The 18965-nt window shown below is 38.3% G+C and carries 22 protein-coding genes and 1 other RNA gene; 6 read left to right on the top strand and 17 right to left on the bottom strand.

Going from position 1 to position 18965, the window contains the following annotated elements; genetic code table 11:
* Positions 1 to 15: 15 nt before the first annotated feature.
* The gene (locus tag M3610_RS15310) at positions 16 to 327 is read left to right on the top strand and encodes a YtpI family protein (protein WP_098574424.1); all 312 of its coding nucleotides are present in this window, start codon (positions 16 to 18) and stop codon (positions 325 to 327) included.
* Between the two features lie 88 nt (positions 328 to 415).
* Here M3610_RS15310 and M3610_RS15305 read toward each other — a convergent pair whose 3' ends face one another.
* The 3 genes from M3610_RS15305 to M3610_RS15295 form a co-directional block, all read right to left on the bottom strand.
* Positions 416 to 1735: a CBS domain-containing protein gene (locus M3610_RS15305; protein ID WP_098574427.1), complete on the bottom strand. Its 1320-nt coding sequence runs from the start codon at positions 1733 to 1735 to the stop codon at positions 416 to 418.
* A gap of 126 nt (positions 1736 to 1861) precedes the next feature.
* Positions 1862 to 2101, bottom strand: a complete 240-nt coding sequence (locus tag M3610_RS15300; protein ID WP_098574430.1) for a hypothetical protein — start codon at positions 2099 to 2101, stop codon at positions 1862 to 1864.
* A gap of 83 nt (positions 2102 to 2184) precedes the next feature.
* Entirely contained in the window at positions 2185 to 2865 is a 681-nt protein-coding gene (locus M3610_RS15295; RefSeq protein WP_251460238.1) for a metal-dependent hydrolase, read from the bottom strand.
* 187 nt (positions 2866 to 3052) lie between these two features.
* On the opposite strand from M3610_RS15295, the gene M3610_RS15290 reads away from it, so the two are divergent.
* Positions 3053 to 4150, top strand: a complete 1098-nt coding sequence (locus M3610_RS15290) for a M24 family metallopeptidase (RefSeq protein ID WP_251460236.1) — start codon at positions 3053 to 3055, stop codon at positions 4148 to 4150.
* A 56-nt stretch (positions 4151 to 4206) separates the two neighbouring features.
* Positions 4207 to 4403, top strand: a non-coding RNA gene (ssrS, locus tag M3610_RS15285) — 6S RNA.
* Positions 4404 to 4494: 91 nt separating this feature from the next.
* Here ssrS and ald read toward each other — a convergent pair.
* The 3 genes from ald to M3610_RS15270 all read right to left on the bottom strand — a co-directional run bounded on the left by ald (position 4495) and on the right by M3610_RS15270 (position 6404).
* Positions 4495 to 5613, bottom strand: coding sequence for an alanine dehydrogenase (ald, locus tag M3610_RS15280; RefSeq protein ID WP_251460234.1), 1119 nt, complete (start codon positions 5611 to 5613; stop codon positions 4495 to 4497).
* Between the two features lie 160 nt (positions 5614 to 5773).
* The gene (locus M3610_RS15275) at positions 5774 to 6034 is read right to left on the bottom strand and encodes a hypothetical protein (protein ID WP_251460432.1); all 261 of its coding nucleotides are present in this window, start codon (positions 6032 to 6034) and stop codon (positions 5774 to 5776) included.
* A 208-nt stretch (positions 6035 to 6242) separates the two neighbouring features.
* On the bottom strand, positions 6243 to 6404 hold the full coding sequence (locus M3610_RS15270) for a hypothetical protein (RefSeq protein WP_180230122.1): 162 nt from the start codon (positions 6402 to 6404) through the stop codon (positions 6243 to 6245).
* Positions 6405 to 6506: 102 nt separating this feature from the next.
* Between M3610_RS15270 and M3610_RS15265 the strand changes: the two genes are divergently transcribed.
* Both M3610_RS15265 and M3610_RS15260 read left to right on the top strand, forming a co-directional pair.
* Positions 6507 to 6959 (top strand): universal stress protein, encoded by a 453-nt coding sequence (locus M3610_RS15265; protein WP_251460232.1) that lies wholly within the window; start codon positions 6507 to 6509, stop codon positions 6957 to 6959.
* Positions 6960 to 7280: 321 nt separating this feature from the next.
* The gene (locus tag M3610_RS15260) at positions 7281 to 7595 is read left to right on the top strand and encodes a hypothetical protein (RefSeq protein WP_251460230.1); all 315 of its coding nucleotides are present in this window, start codon (positions 7281 to 7283) and stop codon (positions 7593 to 7595) included.
* Positions 7596 to 7633: 38 nt separating this feature from the next.
* Here M3610_RS15260 and M3610_RS15255 read toward each other — a convergent pair whose 3' ends face one another.
* The 9 genes from M3610_RS15255 to sppA all read right to left on the bottom strand — a co-directional run bounded on the left by M3610_RS15255 (position 7634) and on the right by sppA (position 15067).
* Positions 7634 to 8146, bottom strand: a complete 513-nt coding sequence (locus tag M3610_RS15255) for a MogA/MoaB family molybdenum cofactor biosynthesis protein (protein ID WP_251460228.1) — start codon at positions 8144 to 8146, stop codon at positions 7634 to 7636.
* Complete coding sequence (locus M3610_RS15250) at positions 8143 to 8985, bottom strand: EcsC family protein (RefSeq protein ID WP_251460226.1); 843 nt, start codon at positions 8983 to 8985, stop codon at positions 8143 to 8145. The genes M3610_RS15255 and M3610_RS15250 overlap by 4 nt, the downstream gene beginning before the upstream one ends.
* A gap of 115 nt (positions 8986 to 9100) precedes the next feature.
* Positions 9101 to 10294, bottom strand: a complete 1194-nt coding sequence (locus M3610_RS15245) for an acetate kinase (RefSeq protein WP_098574458.1) — start codon at positions 10292 to 10294, stop codon at positions 9101 to 9103.
* A 232-nt stretch (positions 10295 to 10526) separates the two neighbouring features.
* Positions 10527 to 11510: a class I SAM-dependent methyltransferase gene (locus M3610_RS15240; RefSeq protein WP_251460225.1), complete on the bottom strand. Its 984-nt coding sequence runs from the start codon at positions 11508 to 11510 to the stop codon at positions 10527 to 10529.
* 115 nt (positions 11511 to 11625) lie between these two features.
* Complete coding sequence (gene tpx, locus M3610_RS15235; protein ID WP_098574463.1) at positions 11626 to 12126, bottom strand: thiol peroxidase; 501 nt, start codon at positions 12124 to 12126, stop codon at positions 11626 to 11628.
* A gap of 182 nt (positions 12127 to 12308) precedes the next feature.
* Positions 12309 to 12785 carry a GerW family sporulation protein gene (gene ytfJ, locus M3610_RS15230; protein WP_251460223.1) on the bottom strand — a complete coding sequence of 159 codons (477 nt, stop codon included), beginning with the start codon at positions 12783 to 12785 and terminating at the stop codon, positions 12309 to 12311.
* Positions 12786 to 12802: 17 nt separating this feature from the next.
* A complete protein-coding gene (locus tag M3610_RS15225) occupies positions 12803 to 13495 on the bottom strand; it encodes a DUF2953 domain-containing protein (RefSeq protein WP_098574469.1) in 693 nt (230 codons plus the stop codon).
* Between the two features lie 82 nt (positions 13496 to 13577).
* Positions 13578 to 14045 (bottom strand): RDD family protein, encoded by a 468-nt coding sequence (locus M3610_RS15220; protein ID WP_098574472.1) that lies wholly within the window; start codon positions 14043 to 14045, stop codon positions 13578 to 13580.
* An 11-nt stretch (positions 14046 to 14056) separates the two neighbouring features.
* Positions 14057 to 15067, bottom strand: coding sequence for a signal peptide peptidase SppA (gene sppA, locus M3610_RS15215; protein ID WP_251460221.1), 1011 nt, complete (start codon positions 15065 to 15067; stop codon positions 14057 to 14059).
* A 164-nt stretch (positions 15068 to 15231) separates the two neighbouring features.
* Between sppA and M3610_RS15210 the strand changes: the two genes are divergently transcribed.
* Positions 15232 to 16035: an NAD kinase gene (locus tag M3610_RS15210; protein ID WP_098574477.1), complete on the top strand. Its 804-nt coding sequence runs from the start codon at positions 15232 to 15234 to the stop codon at positions 16033 to 16035.
* 54 nt (positions 16036 to 16089) lie between these two features.
* Here the strand turns inward: M3610_RS15210 and rarD are convergent, their stop codons facing one another.
* Positions 16090 to 17022 carry an EamA family transporter RarD gene (gene rarD / locus M3610_RS15205; protein WP_251460219.1) on the bottom strand — a complete coding sequence of 311 codons (933 nt, stop codon included), beginning with the start codon at positions 17020 to 17022 and terminating at the stop codon, positions 16090 to 16092.
* Positions 17023 to 17211: 189 nt separating this feature from the next.
* A complete protein-coding gene (gene mbcS / locus M3610_RS15200; RefSeq protein WP_251460217.1) occupies positions 17212 to 18798 on the bottom strand; it encodes an acyl-CoA synthetase MbcS in 1587 nt (528 codons plus the stop codon).
* Positions 18799 to 18965 lie beyond the last annotated feature (167 nt).

The raw sequence follows: 18965 nt of genomic DNA, 5'->3' as shown, positions 1-18965 counted from the left end.
CTTGGAGGAAATAATATGTTTGTACTTGTTATATTAATTGCTATACTCTTTGCTTTCTACCTATTTTATAAAACAAAATACATCAGAAGCAACCGTTTAGTAGAAAAGAAATGGCTTGCGGCTAAATCAAATATTGCATTAGGGCTTTTTGTTTCTTTATTCGGAATTAATCACATGTTATTTATTTCCGAAACAACGGTTATGTATATTGTTGCCGCAGTTTTTATTGTTTATGGAGCCATATTCAGCTGGATTGGTTACAAAAAATACAAGCATTACCTTCCTTTCGCAATCGAGGAAGCAAAGAATTTTGAATTACAAAAATAAAAAGTCTGAAGCCGCTTCTCTTATGAAGCGGCTTTGTTTATTTCGATAACTATCTAGATCCAGTGCCAAGTAGCTTCCGCTTTTCTTTCTAACTTCGATCTAGCAGTTGACACATCATCATCGCTTTCCCGACTAATACGCCTTCATTGAAAACCTCAACATCCACTTTTCCAAATTTGCGCCCTACTTCAAGTACTTTTGGATAAATTTCTAATGTACTTTCCATCTGAACTGGTTTAATAAAGTAAATGGTCATATTTTCAACAACAAGGTCACCTTTTTTATAGGATCGTAACACTCGATTGGCAGCATCGGAGACGATGGTAGTAAAAACGCCATATGAAATGGTTCCCAGATGATTAGTCATTTGTGGTGTTACTTCACAAGAGTAAACCTCTTCTCCTTTAGCTTTACCCTGAATTAATACCATTTGGTTGGTAACGATATCATCAATGGTTTCTCCCACCTGTGGCTGCCGTTGGTTCATTTGTAAGGCCTTTAATACGTCCTGCCTGCTGATGATCCCCTCTAGCCGGTTAGCATCATCCGTAACAGGAAGAACTTCAATTCCTTCCCAGACCATTGTATGCGCAGTTGAGGCCACACTTGTTTTCCCATTAACAGACATTGGGTGTTTGGTCATAATCTTATCGATAGTAGTATCCATACCTTGACCTAAAATATCTTTGCTTGTAACCATCCCTTGTATTTTCATGTTCTGATCGACAACAGGATAGCGACTGTGAGCAGTTTGTTGATTAAATTCGTGCCATCTGGACACCTTATCCGTGGTTTTGAGATAAAAAGTATCGACAAGAGGCGTTAGAATATCCTCAACCAGTATTATTTCTTTTTTAATCAATTGGTCATAAATCGCCCGGTTAATCATTGTTGCAACCGTAAACGTATCATAGCTAGTTGAGATCACCGGTATTTCGAGTTTATCTGCTAGTTTCTTAATATGTTCTTCCGCGTCGAATCCACCGGTAATGAGTACAGCGGCTCCTGCTTTTAAGGCTAGTTCATGTGCCTGCGTTCGATTTCCAACAATCAACAGGTTTCCAGCTTCCGTATAGCGCATCATGGCTTCTAATTTCATCGCACCAATCACAAACTTACTTAATGTTTTGTGCAACCCTGTTCTTCCGCCTAACACCTGTCCATCAACAATATTTACTACTTCTGCAAAAGTCAGCTTTTCAATGTTTTCTTTCTTCTTCCGTTCGATTCTAATCGTTCCAACACGTTCGATGGTACTAACATATCCTTTATTTTCCGCTTCCTTAATCGCGCGGTAGGCAGTACCTTCACTCACAGTCATCGCCTTAGCAATTTGCCTGACAGATATTTTTTCCCCAATTGGGAGTCCATCTATATATTGTAAAATTTGTTCATGCTTTGTGGCCAAGACCTTCACCCTTTTTATAGTCAAATTCCAATCATTCAGTTACGAATAATCCGGATTACGTATAAATTTTATTATAGAGTGTTAAAAGCCTTGATTCAATGCGGATTCTCACATTGCCGTTAATTATCAATGAAAGGATCTGGATTTCCTCTTTACTCGTCGCTCGACATGAGGTTTTTGACCTTGCCTTTTTGGACTATAAAGCAAACCAGTTAGATTTCCGGCAATGACCATTAACGCAAATGCAAGCCAGGCTACTGAAAATATCCCTTCGGCACCATCGGCATAAATGGATATGCGCGGGACTCCATAATAAAGCAAGAAGCCACAGAGTAACAGGCAAAGTAAATATCTGTTCTTTTTCATCTTCATTTCCTCCCCTATAAAGACTGCTTGTTCCATATTTATGCATAGGGGAGCGAAAAAAGTATGTAAATTACCTAGAACATTTAAAATTCAATTGCTTCGCCGGGTTGGAGTACTTTTCCTTTTTTATCTTCCAGCATTTCTATAAACTTGAAAGGATCCTGTTTAATTGGCGGGAATGTATTAAAATGAATTGGTACAACTGTTTTAGCTCTTAGCAGTTTTGCAGCATATGCTGCATCTTCAGGACCCATGGTAAAATTATCACCTATTGGCAGGAACGCAACGTCAATCGGATGGCGGTCACCAATTAGTTTCATATCTGAAAATAATCCGGTATCTCCAGCGTGATAAATGGTTTTTCCCTCATTCATAAATAAAATCCCGGCAGGCATGCCACAATAAATGATTTCATTATTTTCCGTTGTATAGCTTGAACCGTGAAAAGCTTGCGTTAATTTAACTTTGCCGAACTCAAATTGATGGGCTCCGCCAATATGCATGCCATGGGTGTTCACTCCCTGCCAGCTTAGGTAAGTGGAAAGTTCATGGTTGGCCACAACAAGAGCATTATTTTTCTTTGCTAACTCGACCGTATCCCCGACATGGTCGTTGTGTCCATGTGATAAGATAATGACATCAGGGCTTGTTTCATCCACTTTCAAGTCTGTTAATTGATTCCCATTAATAAATGGGTCAATTATAATATTTTTTCCATTTGTTTGAATTTGAACTACTGAATGTCCGTGATATGATATTTTCATCACATTCGCTCCCCTCATTTTCTTCCTTTACTTATTTCCATACAATGAATGGAATTCCTTCCATAATCTCTAGTATAATCCTAGATTATCGAAATTAAGCAGGTAGACCTAAATGTATCGAAAGTTTACTTTTCATGTTTTAATTGATACTCTCAAATAGGATATGAATTACATAGGGGGAGTTAACATGAATCAACGATTAACTAAACTTCAATCATGGATGAGGGAAAACGATATAGAAGTTAGTTTTCTAACCTCTTCAGAGAATGTATTTTATTTAAGCGGATATTACACCAATCCACATGAACGGCTGCTCGCACTTGCAGTCTTTCAAACGGAAGAGCCATTCCTTGTCTGCCCTGCAATGGAAGTGCCCGATGCCAAACGTTCAGGCTGGGACCATGAAATTCTAGGTTATAGTGATATCGAAAACCCATGGGAAATGATTTTAAATTCTATTAATAATAGAATAAAGAGTGTATCAAAAGCAGCCATTGAAAAAGAACATATGAATGTAGAACGCTATGAACACCTCTCAAAATTATTCCCACAAGCAGCCTTTGTTTCTGCTGAAGAAAAATTGCGCATGCTTCGAATGATTAAAGACGCCAAGGAATTAAAAATTATTGAAGAAGCATGTGCTCTTGCTGATTTCGCCGTTGAATTCGGGGCTAGTGAAATTAAGGAAGGCAAAACAGAGCTGGAAATACTAAATGCTTTAGAGTACGCCTTAAAACAAAAGGGCGTTACCGAAATGTCGTTTTCAACCATGGTTCTTACCGGAGCTAATGCCGCTTCTCCACATGGAAATCCAGGAGAGACGAAAATTCAAAAAGGAGATCTTGTCTTATTTGATTTGGGTGTGGTTGTTGATAGGTATTGTTCAGATATCACTAGAACTGTGGCTTACGGGGACATTGATGACAAGCAAAAAGACATCTATGACACTGTATTAAAAGCTCAGCTGGCTGCAATTGAAGTAAGCAAGCCAGGAGTAACAGCTGCAGAAGTAGACCTGACTGCCCGTCGAATTATTTCTGATGCGGGCTATGGAGAATATTTTCCACATAGACTCGGTCACGGGCTCGGAATTAGCGTCCACGAGTATCCATCATTGACAGAAACAAACCCACTCATTATTGAGGAAGGTATGATCTACACGATCGAGCCAGGTATCTATGTACCAAATGTGGCCGGTGTTCGGATAGAAGATGACATATATATTTCTGGAGACGGGGCAAAAGTTCTTACGAAGTTCCCTAAAGACTTGCAGATCATAAAATAATTTCATTTGTAATTTTTTTACATTGAAATTTAAGCAGAATTGATATATTATACTAATACAAGCTGCGTTGTTCGTAGTCATAATAAAGTTTTAACCTTTAAGCTGTAAAAGGGAGTTTAACCATTGGAGCTGGAATGACAAGCCTCTGTCTATAAGACTTGGAGGACATGCAGGAAGGGTTTCTGAGAACACCCACTTTGAGGAGTGGTGGTTTAAAACTTTCTTATATTAATACGGCAAATGCGGCTACATAGTATGTATTTTAAACCAGTTCCTTTTAGGAGCTGGTTTTTATTTTATAAAAAAGAAGAGGAACATCCTGTCCCTCCTCCCTTGTAAGGTTATTATTTTTCAAGTAGAGTTTTTGTATCTAAGAATTCCAGCCCGTGTGCTTCTGCGACTGCTTGATAGGTTACGTAGCCGCCCAGTGTGTTGATTCCTTTTAACAATGCTTCATTGCTGAGACAAGCTTGTTTGTATCCTTTGTTGGCAATTTGCACGGCATAAGGGACCGTTACATTTGTTAAGGCAATGGTAGAAGTTCTTGGGACCGCCCCCGGCATGTTTGCAACAGCGTAATGCACAACATCATGCTTCACATAGGTTGGATTATCGTGCGTGGTAATCCGGTCAGTGGTTTCAAAAATCCCTCCCTGATCGATCGCAATATCCACAACAACACTGCCTGGTTTCATCGATTGAATCATTGCTTCCGTTACGAGTTTCGGGGCTTTTGCTCCAGGAATAAGAACGGCACCAATCACCAATTCCGAATCCTTCACTGCTTCAGCGAGATTATAAGGATTGGACATAAGGGTCGTCACATCTGAGCCAAAAATATCATCTAATTGACGAAGACGATCTGGATTTAAATCAATAATAGTCACTTTAGCTCCTAATCCAATCGCCATTTTAGCCGCATTCGTTCCGGCCACACCTCCGCCGATAATGGTAACAGTTCCTCTTTGGACCCCCGGGACACCAGATAAAAGAATTCCCATCCCCCCATGGACTTTTTCAAGGAATTGGGCACCTATTTGTGGTGCCATTCTGCCAGCTACCTCACTCATCGGCGTTAACAATGGTAAGCTTCTATTTGGCAGCTGCACCGTTTCATAGGCGATACCTATTACTTTTTGATCAATTAACGCCTTCGTTAATTCTGGTTCAGGTGCAAGATGTAAATATGTAAATAATATTAATCCTTCACGAAAGTATTTATATTCGCTTGGAAGCGGTTCTTTCACCTTCATCACCATTTCCATGGACCATGCTTCTTCTGCTGAATCTACAAGTTTTGCACCTGCTGATTCATAATCCTCATTTAAAAAACCAGATCCAAGCCCAGCTCCATTTTCAATAAAAACCTCATGACCAAATTTAACCAGGTTGATTACTCCGGCTGGTGTCATGGCTACACGGTTTTCATTATTTTTGATTTCTTTAGGTACTCCGATCCGCATGTACTTACCTCCAAATAAATTCAAATTAGTAAAATTAACCAAGACAATTTAATTATAACCTTTTTCCAAAGGAAGATGTAACTTCGTAACATTAACGAAGGAACATTAGATTTCGACAATAACTAAAGCAAAAGCTTTGCCAAATGGCAAAGCCCTTTTTTTAATAATACCAAGGATAATATGGGTATGGGTATGGCGGGTAGTAAGGATACCCGTATCCCCAACCTGGAGTTAATAAAGCACCTGCTGCTAAACCAGTTAAGAATGGGACCCCAAAGCCAAAACCAAATCCTGGGCGGCCAAAACCAAATCCAAATCCCGGGCGGCCAAAACCGAAACCAAATCCCGGGCGGCCGAAACCTCCATGGAAACCACCAAAATGTCCAAACCCTGGACGAATCCTTTCATCGTTAGGATCCATCACATTATAGTTCACGTCAATGTTGTTAGGCATTCCATACATTTCTGTGCTCATGTTTCTCCTCCTCATTTTTATTAATAGACACACTAAAGAATATGCATAAGTAAATGCATATTCTTGGGTATTTGCCCTTGATTTCGAAAATTCCAAGACATTTGTCCATAAAAAAAGAACTATCCCCTATAAGGACAGTCCGTACGACATTACATTAATTCTCGGTTCCTGCAAAATCATCACTATCAGCAATCGCTGTACCTTCGCCAATAAATCCACTGTTATATGAGTCCAAAATTAGCTGGCTAACTTCATTGGCACCATGCTCATTAAACTCAAACAAAAACTTTTTGTTTTGTTCATTTTTACCCATCATTCAATTCTCCTTTCCATTGAGGTTACCTCTATATTGTTCGAAAAGTTGCAACAGTTATTCCTTGTTAAATAATGTATAATTTAAGTAAGGAGATGATTAATCATGGGACTTAAATATAGAAATATTTTAGTCGCTATTGATGGTTCAAAAGAAGCTGATTGGGCTTTTAAAAAAGGGATTGAAATAGCCAAGAGAAATGATGCCACCCTATTATTAGTCCACGTTATTGACACTAGAACATTTGCATTAATTGAGGCTTATGACACGGTCGTTGGAGATCGAGCGGAAAAGGCTGCAAAAGATATGCTTGAAAATTACCGCAAGCAAGCCGAGGATGCGGGCCTAACTAAAGTGCAATATGAAATTGATTATGGTTCTCCAAAAATACGTATCCCAAGAGATTTAGCTAAAAAACACGAAGTGGATTTGATTATCTGCGGTGCAACTGGATTAAATGTTGTCGAGAGGTTTATTATCGGCAGCGTTTCTGAACATATTACTCGTTATGCACATTGTGACGTACTCGTAATTCGCACAGAAAAAGATATCGCCTAAGAGTCGAAAGCACGCAGCTGATTTTAAGCTTCGTGCTTTCTTTACAAATATACTGAGGTAAAGATTACTGTTGTTTTTGTACTCTGTTGATAGGAGTGGAAGGCACGAAGACTCCTGCGGGAGTACGGGTCAGGGGAGACCCCGCAGGCGCTAAAAGCGCCGAGGAGGCTCCCCGGCACGCCCGCGGAAAGCGAAGTGCCTGGAACGGAGATCAACAGACAAGTTTAACACAGCCCACAAATATTAAACATAGATTTGTAGTGAATGGGTGGTAAATCTATAGTAAAATAAAAAGTAGTCAGTCGGATTGGAGGCAATCGTATGGAAGAATATTTTTCTTTTGATCATCGTCTTGGTATTCCAGTACCCGAATTAACTTTGGAATGGGACCAATACAACGAGGAAACACAACAAAAGATTCTCTTTTACTGGGAACAAGTCCGCGGTTCGATCCCTGACCGGATTAGTGAACTTGAAACTGAAATTAATTTGAAACAAACACTTCTCTCCAATGAAAGTAATTTTCCACGTTCATGTCAACTGAACACGGAAATCGCAGAACTCGCTTCCATTATTAATGATTTATGGCTATGGTACCGAGCAAACGAAGTGCTTTCAACAAAAGCCCATCAATAGAAAACTCCCTTTCCATCGAAAAAGGGAGTTTTCTCTATTTAGAGGTCTTTTTGTATCTCGCTAACTACATGCCCTAGTTCAGGCAGAATTAATTTATTCATGGCGAGCTTCACGGCACCTGTGGAGCCAGGGGTAGAGAATACTGCTTTATTTTTTACCACACCAGCAATAGCCCTAGAAAGAATAGCTGCCGAACCAATATCTTCTTGAAAACTCAACATCCGGAATATTTCACCAAAACCGACAATCTCTTTATCAAGTAATTTTTCTACCGTTTCAATCGTTACGTCCCGCTTGGCAATCCCCGTTCCGCCATTTGTTAAAATGACATCAATTTCTTCCATTGCACATCCTTTTACGATTTCATCTTGGATGGGCTCAGCTTCATCTTTTACAATGACGTAATCAACAATCTTGTGTCCTGCATGTTCAAGCAATTCCATCATTAACTTTCCACTTTTATCTGTTTCCTTTGTTCTTGTATCACTAACTGTTATAACTTTGCAATTAACTTTTCTAGGTGCGGCCTTTTTATGTTCTTGAGTACTCATCCCATTAACTCCTCTTTTTCTCGTAGGTAACGTAGTTGATAATATTTATGAGCCACATCCGTTACTTTTCTAGTTAACTGATAATTTGCACTAGCACCAATGGCCATGCTGACAAGCGGTATTCCTTGAATCGTTTTTTTTCTGAACAGTGAAATGACCAGCGCTTTCATAAGTTGTTGAACCGGTTGTTCAAGCCAGGTGATATCAGTTATTTCTTCATTTCCTTCATAAAAATAATAGTCTTCCTGCGCCTCTAATTCTTCCATCAGCGAGGTCCAGCCTGCTCTTTGCAGTCTTGGAGGTAATGTAGCCGTGTGAAAGACCTTCAGAGAGGTCATCATTTCAAATGGGGTATTCACTTCCACCCCGTAAGTCATCGCTATTAATTGGACAACCCTTAAATTAATTACTGCTATCGCTGGTATATCTGTGCTTAATAGCAGTGGACCACCAGTCCCAGCTAACCCCCCTTGAGCAAAGGAATAAAACCGATGACGGGCAATTTGCTGCTCAGCAATATATTGTAATTGTTCAATGCTTAAATTTTTTAGATCTGCAATTTTTTCTAGATCCTTATAAAAGATTCGCCCCGATGAAAGAATTCTCTCCTTTGCATCCATTTGCAGCTGAGAACCTTGGATCATGCTATGTAAATGAAACAGCCAGCTATCGATCACTGAAAAGAATTGGCTTTGAACCTTTTCAGGCAATAATGAGAATGATTGCTGCAGAAATTTTTCATAGGTTAATTGGAAATCATTCGGCTCGAATTCAAATAAATTTCTTTCCCATTCCTGTATTTCATTCAAGACCATTGCTTCACGGTCTGTTAATGGCATGTTTGATTCCTCCCAGTGCAAGGCTTTCTTTTTCAAGTATATCATAAAGAATTACCTTGATAAAAAGACAAAAGACAAAAGCTATGCCCTAGCTTTTGCCTTTTAATAATATCGATTAATGAATGTTACCAAGACGTATAACGTCGCGGGCAATCATTACTTCTTCGTTTGTTGGGATGATTAATACTTTTACTGGTGAGTGTGGGTAGTTAATAAATGCTTCTTCGCCTCTAACTTTGTTAAGAGCTGGATCCCAATAAACACCCATAAATTCTAGACCTCTTAAAACATTTTCCCTAATGGTGTCGCTATTTTCCCCAATTCCTGCTGTGAAAATAATCGCATCGACACCGTTCATTCGTGAAGCATAAGAACCGATGTATTTATGAATTCGATTAGCAAAAACATCCAAGGCAAGTTTCGCACGCTCATTGCCTTTTTTCGCTTCAATTTCAATATCACGTAAATCACTTGAGAAACCGGACATGGCTAGCATACCACTCTTTTTATTAAGGACATCAAGTACTTCTTCAGCTGTTTGATTGGTTTTTTCCATAATATATGGGATCAATGCTGGGTCAATATTACCTGAACGAGTACCCATGGTCACCCCGGCCAGTGGTGTAAAGCCCATAGATGTGTCAATGGACATACCGCCTTCAATTGCTGCAATACTTGCACCGTTTCCTAAGTGACAAGAAATTAGACGCAATTGTTCAACAGGTCGCCCAAGAAGTTCTGCTGCACGTTGAGAAACATATTTATGAGAAGTTCCATGGAAACCATACTTACGAATACCATACTTTTCGTAGTACTCCATTGGTAAGCTGTATAGGTAAGAGCTGTCCGGCATCGTTTGGTGGAATGCCGTATCAAATACAGCTACTGCTGGAACATTAGGAAGTACGCTCATGAATGCCTTAATTCCTGTTAGATTGGCTGGGTTATGCAATGGCGCAAGTTCAGATAATTCATCAATTTTCTTTATTACTTCGTCAGTAATGAGCGCAGAATCATTAAATGTTTCTCCACCATGGACCACACGGTGTCCCATTCCAACAATTTCATTTAAGGATTTGATAATACCTAGAGTTGTTAATTTATCTAATAGCATTTTTACAGCTACTTCATGATCAGGAATATCAATTATTTCTTGGATTTTTTCACCATTAACCGTTATATTAAAAATTGAATCATTTAAACCGATTCTTTCGATTAATCCTTTTGTAATGACATCTTCACTTGGCATTTCAAACAATTGAAACTTCAAGGAAGAACTCCCCGCATTAATTGCAATAATTTTTGACATATTGTTACCGCTCCTTTTATATAACAACACTGGTTTGGCATTTTTTTTGAGTAGTACAACATTATTTTGCTCAAACCACTCTTGATTATTTTCATCCTTAATTGAATCATTGTGTATAGTTTATTTCAAGGCAAATTTCTCGTGGCAGCGGTTACATTACAAATGAAAATGTATTCTGATATTTCTTATTTTACAATATTAAAAAAGGATGAACCTAGAGAATAATCTCGGTTCATCCTTTGTTTTCTTGAAACCATTTATCCATTTTGAATAGTATTTTGTCCATCTCTACAGCACTTGAAAGATTTGGTAATTCAACCAGTAATGCTTGCTTAGGAGGCATTACACCTTCTCCTTTTTTTTGCAAGATAATGATACTTTTCGCTGTATTTTTATTTTTAAACATGCTTATTGGTAATTGGAGTAATCCTTGAACAATCACATGCTCTTTAAAAAATTCATGTAATTGTGGTGCTTGGTCACTTTCAAATAATCCATTAGGAATAAGAAAGAATAAATACCCGCCTGGCACTGTATGACGGACACTTTGTTCCATGAATAGATGATGAGAGTAAGTATGCCCTTCACTTACACTGACTTGATAATCTGCAGCTCTGACATCATTTGGATAAAAGCCTACGGGCAAATCTGCGATTACTGCATCAACAGGATCAATAAACATCGGTTCAAGACTGTCTTGATTGAAGAGTTGAATAGGATGAGCTTGTAAATTTGCATTAACATAGGCAAGCTTTATAAGAAGGTCATCAATCTCAACGCCGACAGAATCAATTTTTCTTTGAAGATGATTTAAAACAGTTGTTAGCAAATTTCCCGTCCCCACTGCTGGATCAAGCAAGCGGAAGTTTGACTGTTTCATAAATCTTTCAACTAAATAGCCAATAAGTATCCCAACAGAATCAGGTGTCATTTGATGGTTCGGTTGAACACTATCGTTCATGCCTTTTAAAATAGCCAGCTGAAAAGCTTTTCGAATTTCATCGTTTGAAAACTTTTCTAAATGAATCTGTTCATATTGTTTCTTCATTCTTTTTTCTGTTAGTTCGCTGACCTCATCTTGCAGGATTGATCCTTGGAATAAATTCTCTCCTGTCTCAGCGAGTGCCTCTAAATATGTACAATTTAATTCTTCCTGCAGAAGAAGTGCAGTTTCATTAAATAACGTAAACAGTTGTTCTACTGGAGAAACTCTCATTTGATCCCCACCCTCATTAATTTCCTTATTCATTTTAATGAGTATCGACATATTATACAAGTTTTAAGCATAGAAAAAGGCCCTGCAATACACAGAGGCCTTCTAAATCATTACATTATTTAGCTGCTTTAGCTGCTTCAAGTGCTGCTTCGTAGTTCGGGTGGTTGGTTGCTTCACTTACATATTCAACATATGTAACTGTATCGTTAGAATCAACAACAAATACAGCACGAGCCAACAGTCTTAATTCTTGGATAGCAACACCAAATGCTTCACCAAATGAGAGATCACGATGATCAGATAGTGTTTGCACATTTTCAATTCCACTAGCAGCACACCAGCGTTTTTGTGCAAATGGTAAGTCAACACTTACCGTTAATATTTTCACGTTACCTAAACTGTTTGCTTCTTCATTAAAACGACGTGTTTCCGCATCACAAACACCCGTATCCAATGAAGGGACAGAGGTAATTAAACGTACTTGACCTTTGGTACTTTCTAAGGTAACTTCTGACAAATCATTTGCCAATACAGTAAAGTTAGGTGCTTTGTCCCCTACCTTTACTTCATTGCCTAAAAGTGTAATTGGATTCCCTTTAAATGTTACATTTGCCATTTTACATCCTCCTTTGTCATGTTCAAGTTCTAGCGGATAATAGAAAACCGCTTCCCTTCAAATATGTACAGTGTAAATATATCTTTTCAAAATCTAATTTGCAATTAATAAGCTTTTGAATTTTCACATATTGCATGAAAAAAGTTAACCTTCCTCATCTTCTGGAAGATTAACCTTTTCTGCTATAATTCAAGTTCTTCTTTTGGTTTGTGCTCGTTTTTCAAACCTTGCAAACTATTTTGCTGTTGGCCTTGGTCCTTTTTTGAGAACATTTGCTGAATTTTATCTATCGCCTGTGGTGCCAGCTCTAATATTTTTTCATACAAATGAGTGCTTTCATCCAAATGCAGCATTTTTACGCCATGAGAGTTGACAATTAAAAAGGCAATTGGGGTAATCGAGACCCCGCCCCCGCTCCCGCCGCCAAATGGATGGGATGAACTTTGACTTTGACTTTGACCTTGCCCTTGACTTTGAGACCCCTCAAGCTTAAATTCACTACCACCTGCGGCAAATCCAAAACCTACTTTTGACACAGTCAGAATAACACTACCATCAGGGGTTTCAACAGGATCACCAATGATCGTATTCACATCAATCATTTCTTTAAGGCTTTCCATTGCAGTTGTCATCAAACCTTGAATTGGATGGTCAGACATGGCTGTTTCCTCCTTTTTCAAATGGATTTTGTTTTATCATTTGCAAAATTTGTTTTCTTTTTAAAGTGCGGAAGTCCGCCCCTCCAGAATATAAACAGTTTTAATCCTGCTAGAATAGCATGCCCGATACGAAACTGAATAATACATGTAAGTCTTGTTTGAATTACGGCTGCCTGAAAATGTGGAGTCACTGTTATTTTTGGCATTTCCTTCAGTTTTAAATAATGACTAATAAGACCTATGATACTCCCTTTAAATGCCCAAATGGCACCCGTTATCGTCCCTGTGTGTGCTGCATCTCCTAAACCTATCAAAGTATTCCACTCAAATCCTTTCATTGTAACTTTTTGAAAAAAATTCCTTACAATCCGATGCAGCCCAAATACATGATGCAGTAATTTTTTTGCATTTGATAAATTATTTTCAACTTCTTCAGCTGTGATTTGCTTGGAGTCTTCGCTAGTTGATTCAGTTGAGGAATCCCCCATTTTAGATTTACTTTTTACAACAATGCTAGGAGAATTATCATCCACTTTTATTAAAGGTACATTAATTGTATATTTTATTAATCCAAACCAAATCTTAAATTTTATCTTTAAATCATCATTGTCATTATGATGATAATAATTAATTAGTATTGTTAATTTAGTAAAAAGAATGAGAATGAAAAAGAGCAATAGAATTGATAAAACTACGAGCACCCAGAACACTTTCAATCACAACCTTTCAGCGGGTAGTATTTGCTTTTTCAAAAAAAAATAAACCTACCAACAAATGTTGATAGGTTTAAGATCACCGTTCCACATGTACGACCGTTGTGTCAGTGAATAGATCATGCAATCCTTGCTTTTTGGGTAAAAAAGCAATAATTATATATCCAACAATAATTGTTGATGAAATAAAACGGCCAATCCATTCACGAAAGAGAATCGTCCCCCATGTCATTTGGTCACTTCTTAAATCAACTACTTTCAATCCAAACACCATTTTTCCTAGCGTTTGATTTAGATACTTGGTCATTAGTACGAAATACAGGTAGAAGATTAACGCCGATATGATTGAGATTGGAGCAAACATGGACGATTCCGATAAAGAATAATTCACAATTCGAAAAACTGGTTTAATCAATATCCTAACGATACTTCCCACTACCACCAAATCAAGAAGATAAGCCCATAGGCGCATCCAGAAGCCCGCATATCGAAAGGAAAGTTCATCTTTTCTGTCGTTCGGGTATTCTTGATACTCATTCGTTTCCATGGATACTCCCCCTATTCCGCATACAGGTACATAAGCCGCGGAGAATTCGGTCTCGATAGAACCTTCAACAAGCCTGCCATTTCCATATCTTTACCCATTAATTTTTTTGCCTGCATTGTAAATAAGGATCCCAGCCCAAGTGAGTCTGAATAACGGACAACTTGTGCACCTTTAAGTTTCTCTTGTTTTTTCATATGTTTCACCACATCATCTAAGTAACCAAAACCATCAATTAACTGCAATTCCTTGGCTTGACGGCCATCATAGACACGACCATCCGCTATTTTTTTCACCTGCGTGATTGGGAGGTTTCGTCCCTCTGAAATAACTTTAACAAATCCTTGATATGAATTATTTATCATCGACTGTAAGATCTGTCGTTCTTCCTCGGTCATTTTTCTTGTTGGACTCATAATGTCCTTATGCTTACCACTTTTAATCGTAACGAAATCAACACCATATTTATCGGCAAGCCCTTTATAATTGACCCCTTCCATAATCACACCGAGACTGCCAGTCATTGTCTCGGGACTGGCATAAATCTTTTTAGCCGCTGTTGAAATATAATAACCTCCCGATGCAGCCATGGATCCCATTGAAATATAGACTGGCTTTTTGGTTTCTTTTTGGATTTCAGTTAATTTATCATGAATTTCTGCACTTTCAACCACTCCGCCACCGGGGGAATTGACTTTAATAATTATTCCCTTCACCGTATCATCTTTTTTAATATGGTTTAACTTTTTCATAAAGTCCTGATGATTGAAACTAGAGCTTTGCAGGATTGAACCTGTTTCCCCTGTATCCTGGATGACCCCATTTACATCAAGAATCACTATTTTCTTTAATTCATTCCCTTCATTGACAACCTCTTCTGTAAAAGGCTGTTCCGCAGAAGCCATAAAATCGGTGAAATTTGATTCCCATCCTTTAAAGGCAAAAGAGGATAAAAAATTAATGACAACCGAGATGAAGAATAACGCTGCTGCAATCCCTAGTGCGGCCCACCGCTTTCCATTCATAAATACGTAAGTCCCCCTTTTTGTTTATCTCAAAAAATCAAGTCCTATTTCATATTGTCTCAATAAAATGCTAAACTAATTTCAGACTAGCATTATTTCTTAGAGAAAATTTTTGTGATGGGGATAATGTTACAAAAATCTCATTAACTAGGGAGGTACATAATATGGAGAATAGACGCAATATTTACTTTTATCACAAACGCGATTCGGACATGCTGTCAAAAGTGGCTCCGCTTGTAGAAATAGCAAATCGATATGGATTTACAATTGTCACTGATTACCGAAACGCAAATATCATTGCTAGTGTCGGGGATGATGGAACATTTCTCCAAGCAGTTAGGAAAACTGGCTTCCGGGAGGATTGCCTTTATACGGGGATTTCAACCGAAGATAACCTGAGTATGTATTGTGATTTCCGAATTAATGATAGATCTAAAATGATTGATGCGATTGTCACCAATGAAAATGTAAAGGTGCGCCGTTATCCGTTAATTGAAGTAGAAGTTGATGGACAAGGGACGTTTCCTTGCTTAAACGAATTCAGTATTCGCTCTTCAATCATTAAGACACTAGTAGTAGATGTCTATATTGACCAGCTTCACTTAGAAACCTTCCGCGGCGATGGACTTATTGTCGCAACACCAACGGGTAGTACTGGCTATAATAAAGCGGTGAATGGTTCGATCGTTGATCCCCTTCTACCTTGCATGCAGGTGAGTGAAGTTGCCTCTGTTAATACCAATAATTATCGAACGCTAGGTTCCTCCTTTATTGTTGGCAGTGAAAGAACCCTTACGCTTAAAGTAATCTCTGAAGGTAATGACCATCCAACAATGGGCATGGATAATGAAGCATTAAGCATCCGTCACGTAGAGAAAATCAGTATAAAAATAAGTGATAAAAAGTTAAAAACTCTTAAACTAAAAGACAATTCCTTTTGGCAAAAAGTGAAGCGGTCTTTCCTTTAAAAACAGGCATTTCTCACAAAAAACCTTATCCAAGAAAGCGGATAAGGTTTTTCATTATATGCTAGTGCCCTTTTCTTTTCGCAAATGGAACCATTGTGCAGAAAATAGCTTTGTTTTTGATAAAGAATAAATCGTTAATGCGGACCATATGAACATAAAGGATAATAGCTGTATTTTTGAAAAATGTTCATGGTAAACAAATACGCCTAAAAGTAAGGTTAATGTTGGTGCAATATATTGGAGAAAACCTAATAATGATAAAGGGATCTTTTGTGCGCCTTTTGCAAAAAACAGGAGCGGTACTGCGGTTGCTATCCCTGCACCTATTAATAAAAGGTCGGTTTGTATCCCTTCCTTTAAAAAATCATTAGACCCATTAAGAAATAAGAAGCCTATATAAATCACAGCAATCGGTGTAATCACTAGAGTTTCTAAGGTTAACCCTACTTCAGAATCCACATTGATTAACTTTTTTGCTAATCCATATAATCCAAAGGAAAGGGCTAATACAATCGCAATCCACGGAAACTGCCCATGGGAAATAGAAATGATTAATACACCAATGGCTGCTAGGATAAATGAGACGTATTGATAAATCGTCAATTTTTCTTTTAGCACAATCATCCCTAATAAAATACTAATTAATGGATTGATGTAATATCCAAGGCTTGCTTCAATCATATGACCGCTGTTAACCGCCCAAATATAAATGAACCAGTTCACACTGATTAACAGGGAGGCAATCGTCAATGCAGCCATTTGTTTTTTATTTTTCGCAAACCCTTTAATTGTTTGAAGAAAAAGTCCCCATTTGTTGGTTAGGAGAAGAATGACGACCATAAAAATAAACGACCAAACAACACGACTGGCTAAAATTTCTTTAGCATTAACATGGTCTAAAAGCTTCCAATAGATTGGTAATAATCCCCAAAGTAAATAAGAAAATCCGGCATGTATGACACCTTTTTGTGTTTCTGTCTTATTCATATGTGTACGAGCCCCTATTCTTTCTAGTTTCGAAATAATTTCTATTATAACGCGAAACTTCATAAATAGGGGAAATTTTTGCTTTAAAGAAAGGCTGTGTTAAACCTGTCTGTTGATATCAACATTATTCTCTAACATAGCCTAAAGAAAAAAAGCAGACGAAATTTCGCCTGCTCGCTCCAACAAACTTTATGCTTGTTTCGCTCCCTCAAGTTCTTTTTTCCGAAGTTCAATCCGGCGAATTTTCCCAGAGGTTGTTTTTGGAAGTTCTGTGATATATTCAATTTTCCTTGGATACTTATATGGTGCTGTAAGCGTTTTTACATGCTCCTGTAATGTTTTTGTTAATTCAGGGTCGGAGGAATCAACATCTTCTTTTAAGACAACAAATGCTTTGACAATAAAGCCGCGAATCTCATCAGGACTTGCCACGACTGCACATTCCTTTACAAATGGATGTTTAACAAGTGCATCTTCCACTTCAAATGGTCCAATCGTATAGCCAGAGCTGATAATAATATCATCCCCACGGCCTTCAAACCAAAAATAGCCTTCTTCGTCCATCTTTGCTTTATCACCGGTTACATAATAATCACCGCGGAACTGCATTGCTGTTCTTTCCGGGTCTTTATAATAGTTTTTAAATAAGGCTGGCGTTTCTACATGGACAGCGATATCACCCACTTCACCGACTGCACACACCATGCCCTCTTCGTTTATAATTTCAACTCTGTTTCCAGGCGTCGGCTTGCCCATGGAACCAGATTTCAATTCCATTCCTTTGGTAACGCCTACAAGCAAAGTATTCTCTGTTTGTCCATAACCGTCACGGACATCAATATTAAAATGTTTTCTAAACGTGTCAATTACTTCTCGATTTAATGGTTCCCCTGCCGAGACAGCACTATGAAGATTTGGTAATTGGTAATCAGCTAAGTTATCAACCTTCGCCATTAGTCGATATTCCGTCGGTGTACAGCAAAGGACATTTACATCATATTTTTGGAGGAGACTCAAATATTTTTTCGGTTCAAATTTTCCGCTGTAAACTAAGCCAGTACCACCGGAGCCAAGAACGGATAAGAAAGGACTCCAAATCCATTTTTGCCATCCTGGGCCAGCAGTTGCCCAAACTGTGTCACCATCTTCAATACAAAGCCACTGTGGTGCAGCTGTTTTTAAATGTGCATAAGCCCAGCCATGTGTATGGACCACACCTTTAGGATTCCCAGTTGTTCCAGATGTATAGGATAAAAAGGCCATATCTTCTCTAAGGGTGTCTGCTTGTTCAAAGGATTCGGAAGCAGTTGCCATCTCAGTGTCCAAGTCAATCCAGTCCGGTTCACCTCCACCAATCGTAAATCTGAGCAATGGCTGGGTTTTGTTGATATTTTCAAATTGATCCGCGTATGGATAATGACTTATTACACCCTTTACATCACCGTGTGTTATCCGATATTGCAAATCCTTTTCCTTTAACATTTCCGAACTTGGAATAACGACCAATCCCGCTTTTAAAGCAGCCAAATAAACGACATATGCTTCAATGAGACGCGGTACGATGACAAGGACTACATCTCCCTTATTTAAGCCATTCCTAGCGAACACATTTGCTGCTTGATTCACTTTCCTCATTAATTGTTCATATGTAACTTGCTGGGTGTCACCTGCTTCACTCTCCCACTTTAATGCCACTCTGTTTGGATTCTTCGCAAAATGCTCCACTTCTGAGACTAGATTATACTTTTCCGGTGCAATCAAATCTTCCCGCTTCATGCTTCTCCCCCTAACAATATGTTATTTTTATCCCACAATATTAATTATACAAAATTATTAGATAATTTTAAATTATTATTCAGATACAATTATTTTTTACTATCTGGACCATAAAAAGAGAGCGTGGGGAAACCCCCACGCTCTCTGTAGCCATCGTATTAATTTTT

It is taken from the genome of Neobacillus sp. MER 74 (assembly GCF_023714155.1).
This window is presented reverse-complemented; position numbering and strand designations above follow the sequence as displayed.